Annotated in this window: 16 protein-coding genes and 1 pseudogene; 8 read left to right on the top strand and 9 right to left on the bottom strand. The window is 62.4% G+C overall.

Going from position 1 to position 14,217, the window contains the following annotated elements; translation table 11 throughout:
- The first annotated feature begins 23 nt into the window (after nt 1-23).
- The 4 genes from ychF to NKI72_RS16550 all read left to right on the top strand — a co-directional run bounded on the left by ychF (nt 24) and on the right by NKI72_RS16550 (nt 3,382).
- Nucleotides 24-1,127 (top strand): redox-regulated ATPase YchF, encoded by a 1,104-nt coding sequence (gene ychF / locus NKI72_RS16565; RefSeq protein WP_352469740.1) that lies wholly within the window; start codon nt 24-26, stop codon nt 1,125-1,127.
- A 217-nt stretch (nt 1,128-1,344) separates the two neighbouring features.
- Nucleotides 1,345-2,319: a magnesium/cobalt transporter CorA gene (gene corA, locus NKI72_RS16560; protein ID WP_352833425.1), complete on the top strand. Its 975-nt coding sequence runs from the start codon at nt 1,345-1,347 to the stop codon at nt 2,317-2,319.
- Between the two features lie 134 nt (nt 2,320-2,453).
- On the top strand, nt 2,454-2,915 hold the full coding sequence (locus NKI72_RS16555) for a MaoC family dehydratase (RefSeq protein ID WP_352770919.1): 462 nt from the start codon (nt 2,454-2,456) through the stop codon (nt 2,913-2,915).
- The gene (locus NKI72_RS16550; protein ID WP_352772566.1) at nt 2,912-3,382 is read left to right on the top strand and encodes a MaoC family dehydratase; all 471 of its coding nucleotides are present in this window, start codon (nt 2,912-2,914) and stop codon (nt 3,380-3,382) included. The genes NKI72_RS16555 and NKI72_RS16550 overlap by 4 nt, the downstream gene beginning before the upstream one ends.
- A gap of 46 nt (nt 3,383-3,428) precedes the next feature.
- Here the strand turns inward: NKI72_RS16550 and NKI72_RS16545 are convergent, their stop codons facing one another.
- The 4 genes from NKI72_RS16545 to petA form a co-directional block, all read right to left on the bottom strand.
- Nucleotides 3,429-3,974, bottom strand: coding sequence for an adenine phosphoribosyltransferase (locus NKI72_RS16545; protein WP_352469734.1), 546 nt, complete (start codon nt 3,972-3,974; stop codon nt 3,429-3,431).
- 213 nt (nt 3,975-4,187) lie between these two features.
- Nucleotides 4,188-5,060, bottom strand: coding sequence for a cytochrome c1 (locus NKI72_RS16540; RefSeq protein ID WP_352469733.1), 873 nt, complete (start codon nt 5,058-5,060; stop codon nt 4,188-4,190).
- Between the two features lie 89 nt (nt 5,061-5,149).
- A complete protein-coding gene (locus tag NKI72_RS16535; RefSeq protein WP_352469732.1) occupies nt 5,150-6,451 on the bottom strand; it encodes a cytochrome b in 1,302 nt (433 codons plus the stop codon).
- 16 nt (nt 6,452-6,467) lie between these two features.
- On the bottom strand, nt 6,468-7,028 hold the full coding sequence (gene petA, locus NKI72_RS16530; protein ID WP_352541007.1) for a ubiquinol-cytochrome c reductase iron-sulfur subunit: 561 nt from the start codon (nt 7,026-7,028) through the stop codon (nt 6,468-6,470).
- A 281-nt stretch (nt 7,029-7,309) separates the two neighbouring features.
- Between petA and NKI72_RS16525 the strand changes: the two are divergent.
- A pseudogene (locus NKI72_RS16525) lies at nt 7,310-7,665 on the top strand (cupin domain-containing protein).
- Between the two features lie 27 nt (nt 7,666-7,692).
- On the opposite strand, the gene NKI72_RS16520 reads toward NKI72_RS16525, so the two are convergent.
- Genes NKI72_RS16520 through NKI72_RS16505 form a run of 4 tightly spaced genes read right to left on the bottom strand, consistent with a single transcriptional unit; the run spans nt 7,693 to nt 12,369 of the window.
- Nucleotides 7,693-8,007 (bottom strand): DUF6665 family protein, encoded by a 315-nt coding sequence (locus tag NKI72_RS16520; protein WP_352819916.1) that lies wholly within the window; start codon nt 8,005-8,007, stop codon nt 7,693-7,695.
- 22 nt (nt 8,008-8,029) lie between these two features.
- A complete protein-coding gene (locus NKI72_RS16515) occupies nt 8,030-9,913 on the bottom strand; it encodes an ABC transporter ATP-binding protein (RefSeq protein WP_352833420.1) in 1,884 nt (627 codons plus the stop codon).
- Nucleotides 9,910-11,799: an ABC transporter ATP-binding protein gene (locus NKI72_RS16510; protein ID WP_352541005.1), complete on the bottom strand. Its 1,890-nt coding sequence runs from the start codon at nt 11,797-11,799 to the stop codon at nt 9,910-9,912. The genes NKI72_RS16515 and NKI72_RS16510 overlap by 4 nt, the downstream gene beginning before the upstream one ends.
- Before the next feature lie 27 nt (nt 11,800-11,826).
- Nucleotides 11,827-12,369, bottom strand: a complete 543-nt coding sequence (locus tag NKI72_RS16505; RefSeq protein WP_352469727.1) for a hypothetical protein — start codon at nt 12,367-12,369, stop codon at nt 11,827-11,829.
- A 283-nt stretch (nt 12,370-12,652) separates the two neighbouring features.
- Here NKI72_RS16505 and NKI72_RS16500 point away from each other — a divergent pair, with 283 nt between their 5' ends.
- The 3 genes from NKI72_RS16500 to NKI72_RS16490 all read left to right on the top strand — a co-directional run bounded on the left by NKI72_RS16500 (nt 12,653) and on the right by NKI72_RS16490 (nt 13,934).
- A complete protein-coding gene (locus NKI72_RS16500; protein WP_352683922.1) occupies nt 12,653-13,111 on the top strand; it encodes a tRNA (cytidine(34)-2'-O)-methyltransferase in 459 nt (152 codons plus the stop codon).
- A gap of 132 nt (nt 13,112-13,243) precedes the next feature.
- Complete coding sequence (soxR, locus tag NKI72_RS16495) at nt 13,244-13,690, top strand: redox-sensitive transcriptional activator SoxR (protein ID WP_352683921.1); 447 nt, start codon at nt 13,244-13,246, stop codon at nt 13,688-13,690.
- A 43-nt stretch (nt 13,691-13,733) separates the two neighbouring features.
- Complete coding sequence (locus NKI72_RS16490; protein ID WP_352819913.1) at nt 13,734-13,934, top strand: hypothetical protein; 201 nt, start codon at nt 13,734-13,736, stop codon at nt 13,932-13,934.
- Between the two features lie 6 nt (nt 13,935-13,940).
- On the opposite strand, the gene NKI72_RS16485 is transcribed toward NKI72_RS16490, so the two are convergent.
- Complete coding sequence (locus NKI72_RS16485; RefSeq protein WP_352615528.1) at nt 13,941-14,198, bottom strand: hypothetical protein; 258 nt, start codon at nt 14,196-14,198, stop codon at nt 13,941-13,943.
- Between the last annotated feature and the right edge of the window lie 19 nt (nt 14,199-14,217).

The raw sequence follows: 14,217 nt of genomic DNA, 5'->3' as shown, positions 1-14,217 counted from the left end.
TTTCCCGATAGGACCAGACAAAAATGGGTTTCAAATGCGGCATCGTTGGCTTGCCCAATGTCGGCAAGTCGACGCTCTTCAATGCGTTGACCAGGACGGCGGCCGCGCAGGCCGCCAATTATCCGTTCTGCACCATCGAACCGAATACCGGCGAGGTGGCGGTGCCCGACCCGCGCCTGCAGAAGATCGCCGCGATCGGCAAGTCGAAGGAGATCATCCCGACCCGCATCTCGTTCGTCGACATTGCCGGCCTGGTGCGTGGCGCCTCCAAAGGCGAAGGGCTTGGCAACCAATTCCTCGCCAACATCCGTGAGGTCGACGCCATCGTCCATGTGCTGCGCTGCTTCGAGGATGACGACGTCACCCATGTCGAGGGCCGCATCGATCCTGTCGCTGATGCCGAGACCGTCGAAACCGAATTGATGCTTGCCGACCTCGACAGCCTTGAGCGCCGCATCGTGCAGATCCGCAAGCGTGCCGCCGGCAAGGACAAGGAAGCAGCGACCGCACTTCCGATGATGGAAGCGGCGCTTGAACTGCTGCAGGCCGGCAAGCCCGCCCGCATCCTGCTCAACGGCATCTCGGCTGAGGATCTACGCATCCTGCAGGGGCTGAATCTCTTGACCTCACACCCGGTGCTTTACGTCTGCAACGTCGCGGAAGCCGATGCCGCCACCGGCAACGCGCATACCAGGGCGGTCGAGAAGATGGCCGCCGCGCAAGGTGCCCGCACCGTTGTGATTTCCGCGGCGATCGAGGCCGAGGTCGCCCAGCTCTCGGACGAAGAGGAAATGGAATTCCTGGCAACGCTCGGTCTGGACGAACCCGGCCTGAACAAGGTCATCCGCGCCGGCTACGAGCTGCTCCAGCTCATCACCTACTTTACCGTTGGCCCCAAGGAGACACGCGCCTGGACCGTGCACAAGGGCGCCAAGGCGCCGCAGGCGGCAGGCGTCATCCACACCGATTTCGAGCGCGGCTTCATCCGCGCCCAGACCATCGCCTATGAGGACTTCGTCAGGCTAGGCGGCGAAGTCGCGGCCAAGGAGGCCGGCAAGGCGCGCGACGAAGGCAAGGAGTATGTCGTCCAGGACGGCGACATCATGCTGTTCAAGTTCAACACCTGACCTGGCGAGGGAGCCCAATGGTCACCATTGCCGTCGCTCGATGACAAACTTCAAAGCAGGGCGTCGCAGTGGCTCTTGCGCTGCTTGACGGGCCATCGTGCGGGGTCTAAGGGGCCTCTGCACCGGCCTCGCGCCTCGCCTGCCCGTGTCCGTGCGATGTGACTGACGCGCCCCCTCCAAACGAACGCTCTTTGGCAACAGCAAGGGAGACCCGGCGATGATCAAGGCCTTCGTCGTCGACAATGATCGCCTGCGCCTGGTCGACGATCTCGTGCAAAACAGCGACACTGTCGTCTGGGTCGACCTCTTCAACCCGACAAAGGAGGAAGAGACGACAATCGAGACCTGGCTCGGCATCGCCGTTCCGACGCGGGAAGAGATGGAGGAGATCGAGATCTCGAGCCGTCTCTACGTCGAGGACGGCGCCTACTTCATGACCGCCATTCTGCCTGCGCAGACCGAGGTGAACGATCCCTTGATGTCGCCGGTCACCTTCGTGCTCGCCGGAAGCAGGCTGATCACCGTGCGTTACCACGAGCCGAAGGCGTTCAAGACCTTTCCGCTGCGCGCCGAGAAGGTGGCGACCGGCTGCACCAGCGGCGACACCATCCTGATCGGACTGCTGGAGGCGATCGTCGACCGCCTCGCCGACATTCTGGAGCGCGCCGGCCGCGACGTCGAGGCGATCTCGCGCGACATCTTCGAGGCACGCTCGACCAAGGTTTCCAAGCGCAACCGCGACTTCCAGGAGCTGTTGAAAGGCATTGGCCGCAAGGAGGACCTCGCCTCCTCGATCCGCGACAGCCTAATCTCGCTGCAGCGCCTTGCCGGCTTTCTCGCCCATGCCTCCACGCAAAGCAGGATGAGCAAGGATATCCGCGCTCGCATCAAGACCTTGTCGCGCGACGTGCTGTCGCTCGCCGACCACGCCACGTTCCTGTCGCAGAAGATCAGCTTCCTGCTCGACGCGACGCTCGGCATGATCTCGATCGAGCAGAACGCCATCATCAAGATCTTCTCCGTCGCCGCTGTCATCTTCCTGCCGCCGACGCTTGTCGCTTCGATCTACGGCATGAATTTCGACATCATCCCTGAGCTCAAATGGCACTTTGGCTATCCCTTCGCCATCGGCATGATGGTGCTTTCGGCAATCCTGCCCTTCTGGTATTTCCGCCGCCGCGGCTGGCTATAGGGTCGTCAATACCGCGCTGCGGCTTGGGCGCAGCGGGCTGGCGCAATAGAAATTGCTTGACCAAATGCCGCCCTGCCTGCATCCGGGACCCGGACCCGTAGCGATCGTACAATCCTGAACAGGATTTCCAGACCATGACCGCAAAGACCTGGGCTTATGAGGATTTTGTCGAGGGCGCTTCGCTCGACCTGGGCACCAAGCTGGTAAGCGCCGCCGAAATCATAGAATTCGCCAACGAGTTCGATGCCCAGCCGATGCATCTCGACGAGGCCGCGGGCAAGGCCAGCATCCTCGGCGGGCTGGCGGCTTCAGGCTGGCACACCTGCGCCATGTTCATGCGCATGCTGTGCGATGCCTTCCTGCTCGACTCGACCTCCCAGGGCGCGCCGGGCGTCGACCAGGTCAAATGGAAACGGCCTGTCCTGGCCGGCGACCTGTTGACCGGCAGCACCACCGTCCTTGCCAAGCGACTGTCCAGATCGAAACCCCGCCTTGGCCTGGTGACCATGCGCAGCGAGTTGTTCAACCAGCGCGGCGAAGGTGTTTTCGAGCTCGAAAACACCGTCATGTTCCTCACCCGCGAGGGCAGTGCGTGAGCCTCGACGAATTCTTCTGCATCGGTATCACCGTCACGCTCGGTTCACATCGATTCGAACCGGAGGCGGTCAAGGCGTTCGCCCGCAAATACGACCCGCAGATATTCCATATCGACGAAGAGGCGGCGAGGAACAGCATATTCGGCGGGCTCTGCGCCTCGGGCTGGCACACCGCCGCCACCTGGATGAAATTGAACCTCCAGGCTGGCATAGAGGCAGAGGTCGCCCGCTGGCCCGGTCCCGGGCCGGTGCCGGAATTCGGTCCCTCGCCCGGCTTCAAGAACCTCAAATGGCCCAAACCTGTCTATGCCGGGGAAACCGTGACTTTCACCCGCACCGCGCTGGCCCATCGCCCCATCGCCTCGCGACCGGGCTGGCGGCTGCTGACGCTCCGCTCGGAGGCCTTCGATTCGACCGGCGACAAGGTCATCGAATTCGAAAGTGCCGTGCTGGTGAAGGTGGAGTGAGCGGAGTTCTTCCCTTCTCCACAAGAAGGGGAGAAGGAAGAAACGCTCAATGCCCCTCAAACCCGATCAGCGTCCTCACCGGTACGCCGAGCGCCTCTAACCTCTCGCGGCCGCCAAGGTCCGGCAGGTCGATGACGAAGCAGGCGGCGAGGATGTCGGCGCCGATCTGCCGCAATAGCTTGACGGCCGCCTCGGCCGTGCCGCCAGTGGCGATCAAATCGTCGACGAGGATTACCTTCTCGCCTGGAGAAACACCGTCTTTGTGCATCTCCATCTCGTCCAGCCCGTATTCCAGGCTGTAGGCGACGCGCACCGTCTCGGAAGGCAACTTGCCCTTCTTGCGGATCGGCACGAAGCCGGCCGAGAGCTGGTGGGCGATGGCGCCGCCGAGAATGAAGCCGCGCGCCTCGATGCCGGCGATCTTGTCGATCTTGAGGCCGGCATAGGGATGCACCAGTTCGTCGATGGCGCGGCGGAAGGCCCGCGCATTGCCGAGCAGCGTGGTGATGTCGCGAAACAGGATGCCCGGCTTGGGATAATCCGGAATGGTGCGGATCGCGGCAAGCAGCGTCTCTTCGAGCGAGGATTTCATCAAGCGGCTCTCCGGGCCTTTCAGATTCGGCTGAAGACGTGAAGGGAATTGGCCAATCGTAACCCGGTGCAGCTAAGTCCGGCTACGGCCATGTGACGCCTGACGGAAAATTGTCCGGCAAAGGGGCCACTCTGCGCCGGCAGCGATGAATCGACATGCCTGCAATGAGAAGGGCGTCTTTCGACGCCCTCGCATTCTCGTAGATCGCAGGGCTCAGTGCGCCACGCCGGCCCACACCTTGCGCTTGGTCAGGTAGACCAGTGCGCCGAACAGCAGCAGGAAGACCAGTACGCGAAAGCCGGTCTTCTTGCGGTCCTCGAGGTGTGGCTCGGCCGCCCACATCAGGAAGGCCGACACGTCACGCGAATACTGGTCGACCGTCTGCGGCGCGCCGTCATCATAGGTTACCTGGCCGTCAGAGAGCGGCTTCGGCATCTTCAGCGACACGCCGGACAGGAAGTACGGATTGTAGTACGTGCCTTCTGGTATGACCATGCCCGCCGGCGGCTGCTGGTCGTAGCCGGTCAGCAGCGAGTGGATGTAGTCGGGGCCGCCCTGGGCATACTGGGTAAAGATATCGAAGACGAAGCGCGGGAAGCCGCGTTCGACCCCGCGCGCCTTTGCCAGCAGCGACATGTCGGGCGGTGCTGCGCCGCCATTTGCCGCCGCCGCCGCTTCCACATTGGGGAACGGCGCCGGGAAATGGTCGGACGGCTTGCCGGGACGATCGAACATGTCGCCGGCATCGTTCGGTCCGTCATGGATCGTATATTCGGCCGCCAGCGTCTTGATCTGCGCATCCGAATAGCCAAGGCCCTCCAGTGTACGGAACGCCACCAAATTCATCGAATGGCAGGCCGAGCAGACTTCCTTGTAGACCTTCAGCCCGCGCTGCAGCTGGGCCTTGTCGTAGGTGCCGAATGGCCCGGCGAAGCTCCAATCCATTTCCTTCGGTTCGTGTATCGGGAAATGCGTCGGCGCCGCCTCATTGTGCGCCTCTTCCTGGGCGCTGGCTCCAGTGCTTGCGGCACCCATGCCCGCGGCCACAAGGCCAAGCAGCGCCAGCGAGGAGAGAATCTTCTTCATGCCAAATCCCCTTGAGATTCTCTGACGCGCCGTCACCGTCTCGAGCATGACCTTGTCCGAGTACCGGTTTCCACTTTTCGGAATCATGCTCAGCCCTTGGTTTCCGGCGCGGTCGTGGCGCCGGCAGGATGTCCACCGCCGCCCTTGTTCTTCTCGAGCACCGCCTCGGTGATCGAGTTCGGCAGCCGCCGCGGCTTTTCGATCAGCCCGAGCACCGGCAGCGCTACCAGGAAGAAGGCGAAGTAGAACAGCGTCGCCATCTGCGCCATGAATACATAGCTGCCCTCGGCCGGCTGCGAGCCCAGCCAGCCGAGCAGGATGGAGTCGGCCACGAACAGCCAGAAGAACAGCTTGTACCAGGGCCGGTAGACTGCCGAGCGCACCTTCGAGGTGTCGAGCCACGGCACCAGGAACAGCATGACAATCGCGCCGAACATGCAGAGCACGCCGCCGAGCTTGGAGTTGATGGGCCCGATATTGAAGGTGATAGCGCGCAGGATCGCGTAGAACGGCAGGAAATACCATTCCGGCACAATGTGGGCCGGCGTCTTCAGGGGGTTGGCAACGGTGTAATTGTCCGGATGGCCGAGATAGTTCGGCAGATAAAAGACGAAATAGGCGAAGACGAACAGGAACACGATCATGCCGAACCCATCCTTGATGGTCGCGTAAGGCGTGAAGGCGAGCGTGTCGGTCTTCGATTTGACCTCGATGCCGGTCGGATTGTTCTGGCCGACGACGTGAAGCGCCCAGATGTGCAGCACGACAACGCCGGCGATCATGAACGGCAGAAGGTAATGCAGCGCAAAGAAGCGGTTCAGCGTCGGATTGTCGACCGCGAAGCCGCCGAGCAAAAGCTGCTGGATCCAGTCGCCGACCAGAGGTATGGCGGTGAAGAAACCGGTGATGACGGTGGCGCCCCAGAAGCTCATCTGGCCCCAGGGCAGCACGTAGCCCATGAATCCGGTCGCCATCATCAGCAGGTAGATGATACAGCCGAGGATCCACAGCAGCTCGCGCGGCGCCTTGTAGGAGCCGTAGTAGAGCCCGCGGAAGATATGGATGTAGACGGCGACGAAGAAGAACGACGCGCCGTTCGAATGCAGGTAGCGCAGCAGCCAGCCCGAATTCACGTCGCGCATGATCTTTTCGACCGAATCGAAGGCGAGAGTGCTGTCGGCCGCATAGTGCATGGCCAGCACGATACCGGTCAGGATCTGCGCCGCCAACATAAGCGCAAGGATGCCGCCGAAGGTCCAGGCATAGTTCAGGTTGCGCGGCACCGGGTAGGCGATGAAGCTGTCATAGACCAGCCGCGGGAGCGGCATGCGGGAATCGAACCAGCGTCCGATACCGGTCTTGGGCGTATAGGTCGAGTGTCCCTCGCTCATCGAAATATCCCTTGCCTCAGCCGATACGGATCTTGGTGTCGGAAACGAATTGAAACACCGGCACCGCCATGTTCTCCGGCGCCGGTCCCTTTCGGATGCGGCCGGCCGTATCGTATTGCGAACCGTGGCATGGGCAGAACCAGCCGCCGAAATCGCCTTCCTGGCCGAGCGGGATGCAGCCGAGATGGGTGCAGACCTGGACCATCACCATCCAGGCTTCCTTGCCCGGCGTGGTACGGTTGGCGTCGGTTGCCGGCGCGTCGGCCGGCAGGTTGGCATTGCGGGCAATTGGATCCTTGAGTTCGGCGAGATTGACCGCCTCGGCGTCCTTCATCTCTTTTTCGGTGCGGTTGCGCACGACAACCGGCTTGCCGCGCCACTTCACGACGAGCGACATTCCCGGCGTCAGCGAGGAGACGTCGACCTCGACCGAGGCGAGCGCCAGCGTCGAGGCATCCGGGCGCATCTGGTCGATGAATGGCCAGGCAACGGCGCCCGCGCCGACCACTGCGGCCATGCCGGTGGCGACGTAGAGAAAATCACGACGGTTGGGATCCTGGGTGTCGGTTGCGCTCACGGGTGCCTGATCCTTTCGCCTCTTCCGTGCCGGCGGCCGAGCCTTGTTCCCCGCTCAATCGCGCCGGCCCGACAGCGCATGGCGAACAGGCTAGCGAATTCCTCCGGCATTTGGGACTTGGGTTTATGCGTGAAGCCTGTTTTTGTCCAGACGGGTGAAGGCACAAGGGCAGATTGTCGCGGGGGCGTAATTCGCACGGCGGAACGATTGGAAAACAGCAGCAAAACCAAATGGCTGCGTTCGCCTCGACAGCTGGCGCTGGCCCGGTTTATCCTCGGCCTATGGCGCATGTCATAGACCGCGGCAAATGGGCCGAAGCGCCCGACCGCTGGCCCGACCACTGGCAGGGCGAGCTGCAAGGCGGAGCTTACGGCTCCCGCAGCTGCCTGATCTTCAACTACCTGCCCGAGATCGCGGCGGCCCCAGGCTGCACAGCCATCCCTATTGCGAGATTTTTATTATCCGGACCGGCACCGGCCTGTTCACCGTCGGCGACCGGCAGATCGAGGCCACCGCCGGCCAGATCCTGGTCGTACCGCCGAACACGCCGCACAAATTCACCAATGTCGGGCCAGGCCCGCTGGAAACCACCGACATACACGAGAACGGCAGCTTCATCACCGAGTGGCTGGAATAACGCTTCTCAAACCAGTTCCGGTTCGGATCATGCGCTGGCGCCGAGCCTGGCCAGCACGGCGTTGGGAATGTTGTATTCCCGGATCACCGCGTCGTGCTTGCGAAGGCCGCAGAGTTCGCGCTGGATGAAATACCCGTGCACCGCTTCGGCTGCATCCCTGAGCAGCCGGGCGCGGTCGACATCGTCGCAATTCTCGCGCAGCCTCGTCAATGTTTCCTCGACGCGCCGGCCGGCGCGGCCGAGCGCGGCCGCCTTCTCGCCGAGGATTTCATGGCCAAGCAGGTCCAACGCGCTCTCCTGCGCGCCGGACCGTCCGAAATTCGATGGCATTCTCACCGCCATGGTCTACTCCGGTCTTTAGAAACTACTCCGCCGGCCGGGTCTCGGCCAGCGCGCTCTCCTCGTTGAACAGGAAACCTCCGGACTGCCGCTTCCACAGCCTGGCATAGAGCCCGTCGAGCCCGACCAGCTCGTCATGCGTGCCTTGCTCGACGATGCGGCCCTCGTCGAGCACCACCAGCCGGTCGAGTGCCGCAATGGTCGACAGCCGATGCGCGATGGCGATGACCGTCTTGCCTTCCATCAGCCTTGCCAGATTTTCCTGGATCGCCGCCTCGATGTCGGAATCGAGCGCCGAGGTCGCCTCATCGAGCACCAGGATCGGCGCATCCTTGAGGAAGACGCGGGCGATCGCCACGCGCTGGCGCTGGCCGCCGGAGAGCTTGACGCCGCGCTCGCCGACATAGGCCTCGTAGCCGATACGATCGCGATTGTCGCGCAGACCGAGGATGAACTCGTGCGCCTCGGCCTTCTTCGCTGCCGCGACCACCTCGGCGTCGGTCGCTTCCGGCATGCCGAGCTTGATGTTGTCGCGCAGCGAGCGGTGGAAAAGTGCCGTATCCTGGCTGACGACGCCGATATTGGCGCGCAGCGAATTCTGCGTGACCCTGGAGACGTCCTGCCCGTCAATGGTGATCTTGCCGCTCTCGAGGTCGTAGAGGCGCAGGATCAGATTGACCAAGGTCGTCTTGCCGGCGCCGGACGGGCCGACCAGGCCGACCTTTTCGCCCTGCCGCACGACGAGGTCGATGCCGTTGAGCACGCCGGACCCCTTGCCGTAGTGGAACTCCACATTGCTGACGTTGATGCGCCCGCCGCCGACGACAAGCTCTTTCGCGTCCGGCGCATCGGTCAGGCCGAGCGGCTGTGAGATCAGCGCCTTGGAATTCTCCAGCACGCCGAGGTTCCGCAAGATGCCGTTGAGCTGCATCATCAGCCGGCCGAGCAGCATGTTCAGCCGCAGCACCAAAGACAGCGTGAAAGCCACGGCGCCGACTGTGATAGAACCCTCGACCCAGAGATAAACGGCAAAGCAGGCGATCGCCGTGATCATAATGCCCGACAGCATCGTCAGCGCCATGCGCACGCCGGTCAGCCTGCGGGTGAACGGGCGCAGCGCGTCGAGATAGATGTCGAAGCCGTTCCTGATGTAGCGGTCGTCGCCATCGGCCGAGAACAGTTTCAACGTCTGCACGTTCGAATAGGAATCGACAAGGCGGCCGGTGATCATCGAGCCGGCTTCGGCGGTGGCTTCGGCATGTTTGCGGATTGCCGGCAAATAGCGCCTGGCCAGAAAGCCGAAGGCGGTAATCCAGATCACCACCAGCACCGCCAGCCGGAGATCGAGCCCGGCGACCAGCGCCAGCGTCGTCACCGTATAGACGACCATGAACCAGACCACCTCGATGAAGCTTTCCATCAGATCGCCGGTCGCCTGTCCCGCCTGCCAGACCTTGGTCGCGATACGCCCGGCAAAGTCGTTCTGGAAGAAGGCGTAGGATTGGCGCGAGACATGGCGATGCGCCTGCCAGCGCACCAGATTATAGAAACCCGGCGTGATCGTCTGCTCGTCGACCAGCGCCGACAGGCCGACGACAATGGTGCGGATGACCAGCACCACCGCGATCATGAAGACAAGTTCCGGGCCGGCGGCAGTCCACAGAGCGTGCCAGCTGCGTTCACCGGGAAGCTGGTCGAGGATGTCGACCAGCCGCCCGACGAAATAGAACAGTCCGGCTTCGACCAGCGGCGCGATGCCGCCGATCACCAGCATGGCGAAGAAGGCGATCTTCGCCTGCCCGACATAATGCCAGAGGAAACCCCTGACGCCGGCAGGTGGGCGAAGGTCCGCAGGCTCGCGGAATGGATAGACCCAGTTCTCGAACCAGCGGTAGATGGCAGTCATCATTCGGCGGCTTCACCCTTGGCGATTGCATCGTTGGCGGCTGCATCGTTGGCGGAGGGGCCGTCGTCGAGCAGGAAGCCGCCCGACTGGCGTTGCCAGAGCTGGGCGTAGAGCCCGCCGCTGGCAACCAGTTCCTCATGCGAACCTTCCTCGATGACGCGGCCCTTGTCCATAACGACGAGCCGGTCCATGGCGGCGATCGTCGACAGCCGGTGCGCAATGGCGATGACGGTCTTGCCTTGCATCAGTCTGTAGAGGTTCTCCTGGATGGCCGCCTCGGCCTCGGAATCGAGGGCGGAGGTCGCTTCGTCGAGGATAAGGATTGGTGCGTCCTTCAGCATGACACGGGCTATGGCGATGCGTTGCCGCTGGCCGCCGGACAATTTGACGCCGCGATCACCGACATGCGCGTCGAAACCCTTTCGACCGTTAGAATCCGACAATCCGGCGATGAAATCCAGCGCCTCGGCGCGCCGCGCCGCCTCGATCAGCATCTGGTCGCTGGCGTCCGGCCGGCCATAGAGGATATTCTCGCGCACCGAGCGATGCAGCAGCGAGGTGTCCTGCGTGACCATGCCGATCTGGGCGCGCAGCGAGTCCTGCGTCACCGCCGCAATGTCCTGGCCGTCGATCAGGACCTTGCCGCTTTCGAGGTCATAGAAGCGCAACAGAAGATTGACCAGCGTCGACTTGCCGGCACCCGAACGGCCGACGATGCCGACCTTCTCGCCCGGCTTCACCGTCAGCGACAGGCTTTCGATCACGCCCTTCTGCTTGCCATAGTGGAAGCGGATGTCCTCAAAACGGATCTCCCCCTTGGTCACGGCAATATCCTTGGCGCCAGGCCGGTCTTCGACGAGGCGCGGCAGCGAGATCGAGGCGATGCCGTCCTGCACCGTGCCGATATTCTCGAACAGCGTGGACATCTCCCACATGATCCATTGCGACATGCCCCAGAGCCGAAGCACGAGGCCGATGACCAGGGCGACGGCGCCGATCGTCACGGCTTGGCCGAGCCACAGCCATAGCGAGATTGCGGTGACCGAAAACAACAGCAGCGAATTCAGGACGTAGAGCAGGCCGTAGAGCTGAGTCACCAACCGCATCGACCGGTAAACGGTGTCGAGAAAGCCGGCCATACCGTCCTTGGCGAAGGATGCCTCGCGCCGCGCATGCGAGAACAGCTTGACCGTCTGGATGTTGGAGTAGCTGTCGACGACACGGCCGGTCATGGTCGAGCGCGCATTGGCCTGCTCCTCGCCGACCTTGCCCAGCCGCGGGATGAAATAGCGCAACAGCAGGACATATCCGGCAAGCCAGACGGCAAGCGGCGCAGCCAGCCGCCAGTCTGCCGAGCCGACGATGAACAGCATGCCGAGAAAATAGACGACGATATAGTTGAGCACATCGATGAGCTTGATGACGCACTCGCGCACCGCGAGCGCGGTCTGCATCAGCTTGGTCGCGATGCGCCCGGCAAACTCGTCCTGATAGAAGCTCATCGACTGCTTGAGCAGGTAACGATGCACCTGCCAGCGGATACGCATCGGATAATTACCCATCAGCGTCTGCTGGTTGAGCAGCGAATGGAACCAGACCGTCGCCGGCAGCGCGAAAACCACGATGAAGGCCATCCCGGCCAGCTTCAAGCCTTCGGTCTGCAGGAATGTCTCGCGATTCTGTCCGGACAGCCAGTCGACGATCCGGCCCATGAAGCCGAACATCCACACCTCGGCAAGGGCGATGGCCGTCACCAGTACCGCATCGAGAGCGATGTAGGGCCACGCGCCGCGCGTATAATGCACGCAGAAGGCGATCAGTGTCCGCGGCGGCTCGACCGGCTCCTTGGCAGGGAACGGATCGAGCCTTTTTTCAAACCAGCTAAACATAGAGATGCTCACAATACCTGTTTCCGCTCACGCGGCACGCGAACGGACGGGGTGCCCAGACCGCATGGCGTCAAGGACCGGCGATACGGAATCGTCCGCCTCGCCGGTCCTGCTTCGCGCTATATAGGTTGTCGCGGGCCTTTCGCCGACAGTCTCGTTTGACGATGCTGACGACGTTTTGACGATCCGGATTTTCGCGCTGGTTTTTGCACCAGGCCGGATCAGCCTGATGATCCGGCGCACCAGCGACGGCCGGCTATAGTCCGGAACGGCGCGCGAGAAATCGACGTCCGGCAGCATACCGCGATGCGGACGCCGGCGGGTCTCGGCGTGAACCGCCGACGAGTAGGTCTCGCCGATCAAAAGCGCCCAGGTCGCAGTCTTCCGCTCGTGCAGGCTTCTTGAGCCGGGTATTCTACAGGGATCGAACATCGGTCCGTCCTCCAGTTGAAGATGCAGGTAGAAGGGTGAACCAACCCAGGCCGCGGGCACGCGCGGCGCGGCAAAGGTGGCATCGGTCGAAGCGTGTTCAGGTGGGGCGTTCAGCCCCTTCCACAGCTTGAAAAACATCGCAGGATTCCTTCAAAGGCCGAAAAAGGTTTCGGCGGGAATCGGTGCGATTGAAGTCTAGAAGGTCAGGAGAATCGTCGTACCGAAACCGCCGTCGGGCTGGTAAGCCCACGAGAGGGGTGGTGGATGTGCATGGCCATCATGAATTACCCCTCCGTCGGTTCGGGTTGACAATGCTGGCCGTATAACCGACTTCGCAGAAAATGACCACCCGCCAGTCCAGGAATTTCCAAAACCGCGAGAGCTCTGTGGCTGATCTGCCACTTATTAGAAAGACGCGGAAATGAACGACCGTCTCCGCATCGCGCTCTACCAGCCTGATATCGCCGGCAACACCGGGACAATCCTGCGCTTCGCCGCTTGCCTCGGTCTCGGCGTCGACATCATCGAACCGGCGGGCTTCCCGCTCGGTGACCGGGCGCTGAAACGGGCCGGCATGGACTACCTCGAAATGGCGGCGCTCACCCGGCACGTCGACTGGCACGCCTTCGAGGACTGGCGCAAGCTTGCAAAGCGGCGGCTGGTGCTGCTGTCGACCAAAGCCACGACCCCTTACACCAGCTTCGCCTTCGGCGATGACGACATTCTTCTGTTCGGCCGCGAATCCGCAGGCGTTCCGGATCTTGTCCATCAAGCGGCGGATGCCCAATTGACCATTCCCATGCAAGACGCTGCGCGCAGCATCAACGTCGCGCTTTCCGTCGCCATGGTGGCGGGTGAAGCCATCCGGCAACTCGGATAACGGCACTCCGTCTCCCGTCATCCTGGCCCAGGCGCACATCACCATCTCCTTGGTTTGCAGATCCCGGGTTTCTTCGCTACAAGCTCAACTTAACTTTAGGTCAAGCGAAAAAATCGGAACGGAAAAAGAGGGATGGCACCGGTAACGGAATTGACGGTCGGCCAAGTGGCCATGCGCAGCGGTGTGGCGGTGTCGGCGCTACATTTCTATGAGGCCCGCGGGCTGATCCGCAGCCACCGGACGTCAGGCAACCAGCGGCGCTACGGCCGCGACGTGCTGCGCCGTGTCGCGATCATCAAGGTAGCGCAGGAGGTCGGTATCTCACTGGCCGAGATCGGCACGGCCCTTGCGTCACTGCCCGAGGGCCGCACGCCGACGCGCGATGACTGGAACCTGCTATCGACCGCCTGGCGCGACGGGCTCGACCACAAGATCGCCCAGCTGAAGAAACTGCGCGACGGGCTGACCGACTGCATCGGCTGCGGCTGCATGTCGATCGACAAGTGCCCGTTGAGGAACAAGGGCGACCGGCTGGCAAGGGAGGGGACCGGGGCGCGGCGGCTGATTGTTGCATCCTAAATGGAAGCAGTGCGATTATGGTGCGATACGGAAGGGAACCTCAGTGCTGGGACATCTAATCCAAGCAGAAGAAGAGACACAGCTCATCGTGATCTATCGGATCGATTCCGGCGGCATGCCAACGCCCTATACGTCCTTGAGCTTCGATGAGGCGCAGAAAATGGGCTTCGAAAAATTCGGCAAGCTACTTGGTGAGAACCTAATTCTAGATTCTCCAAAATTGCGCGATCTATTTTTGTCGTGACATCCCTTAATCTGCTGCCGGCAACCGTCGTATCGTGAACTCGATCACGTCGCCCGGCCGCTCGAACCAGCTTTCGATCTCGGTCCAATAGGCCTGCTTGGGAAAGCGCTCGAACCATTCCTTCGCCTTGAGACGAGCGTCGGCGCGCGGCAGCACGAAGGTCTCGCGCAGGAAGCCGTCGCGCGGCATGCGCGCGTTCTCGGCGCGCGAACGGTCGAGCCTCTTCTTCAGGCCATCCAGCGGCGGTCTTGCCGGGGTGCGCACGAAAGAACTCCATTCACAC

It is taken from the genome of Mesorhizobium sp. M0437, from assembly GCF_040321335.1.
Lineage (GTDB): Bacteria > Pseudomonadota > Alphaproteobacteria > Rhizobiales > Rhizobiaceae > Mesorhizobium.
This window is presented reverse-complemented; position numbering and strand designations above follow the sequence as displayed.

Coding starts and splice junctions, on each gene's coding strand:
- ychF (WP_352469740.1), top strand. CDS start 24: ATGGGTTTCAAATGCGGCATCGTTGGCTTGCCCAATGTCGGCAAGTCG.
- corA (WP_352833425.1), top strand. CDS start 1,345: ATGATCAAGGCCTTCGTCGTCGACAATGATCGCCTGCGCCTGGTCGAC.
- NKI72_RS16555 (WP_352770919.1), top strand. CDS start 2,454: ATGACCGCAAAGACCTGGGCTTATGAGGATTTTGTCGAGGGCGCTTCG.
- NKI72_RS16545 (WP_352469734.1), bottom strand. CDS start 3,974: ATGAAATCCTCGCTCGAAGAGACGCTGCTTGCCGCGATCCGCACCATT.
- NKI72_RS16540 (WP_352469733.1), bottom strand. CDS start 5,060: ATGAAGAAGATTCTCTCCTCGCTGGCGCTGCTTGGCCTTGTGGCCGCG.
- NKI72_RS16535 (WP_352469732.1), bottom strand. CDS start 6,451: ATGAGCGAGGGACACTCGACCTATACGCCCAAGACCGGTATCGGACGC.
- NKI72_RS16520 (WP_352819916.1), bottom strand. CDS start 8,007: ATGGCGGTGAGAATGCCATCGAATTTCGGACGGTCCGGCGCGCAGGAG.
- NKI72_RS16515 (WP_352833420.1), bottom strand. CDS start 9,913: ATGATGACTGCCATCTACCGCTGGTTCGAGAACTGGGTCTATCCATTC.
- NKI72_RS16510 (WP_352541005.1), bottom strand. CDS start 11,799: ATGTTTAGCTGGTTTGAAAAAAGGCTCGATCCGTTCCCTGCCAAGGAG.
- NKI72_RS16505 (WP_352469727.1), bottom strand. CDS start 12,369: ATGTTTTTCAAGCTGTGGAAGGGGCTGAACGCCCCACCTGAACACGCT.
- NKI72_RS16500 (WP_352683922.1), top strand. CDS start 12,653: ATGAACGACCGTCTCCGCATCGCGCTCTACCAGCCTGATATCGCCGGC.
- soxR (WP_352683921.1), top strand. CDS start 13,244: ATGGCACCGGTAACGGAATTGACGGTCGGCCAAGTGGCCATGCGCAGC.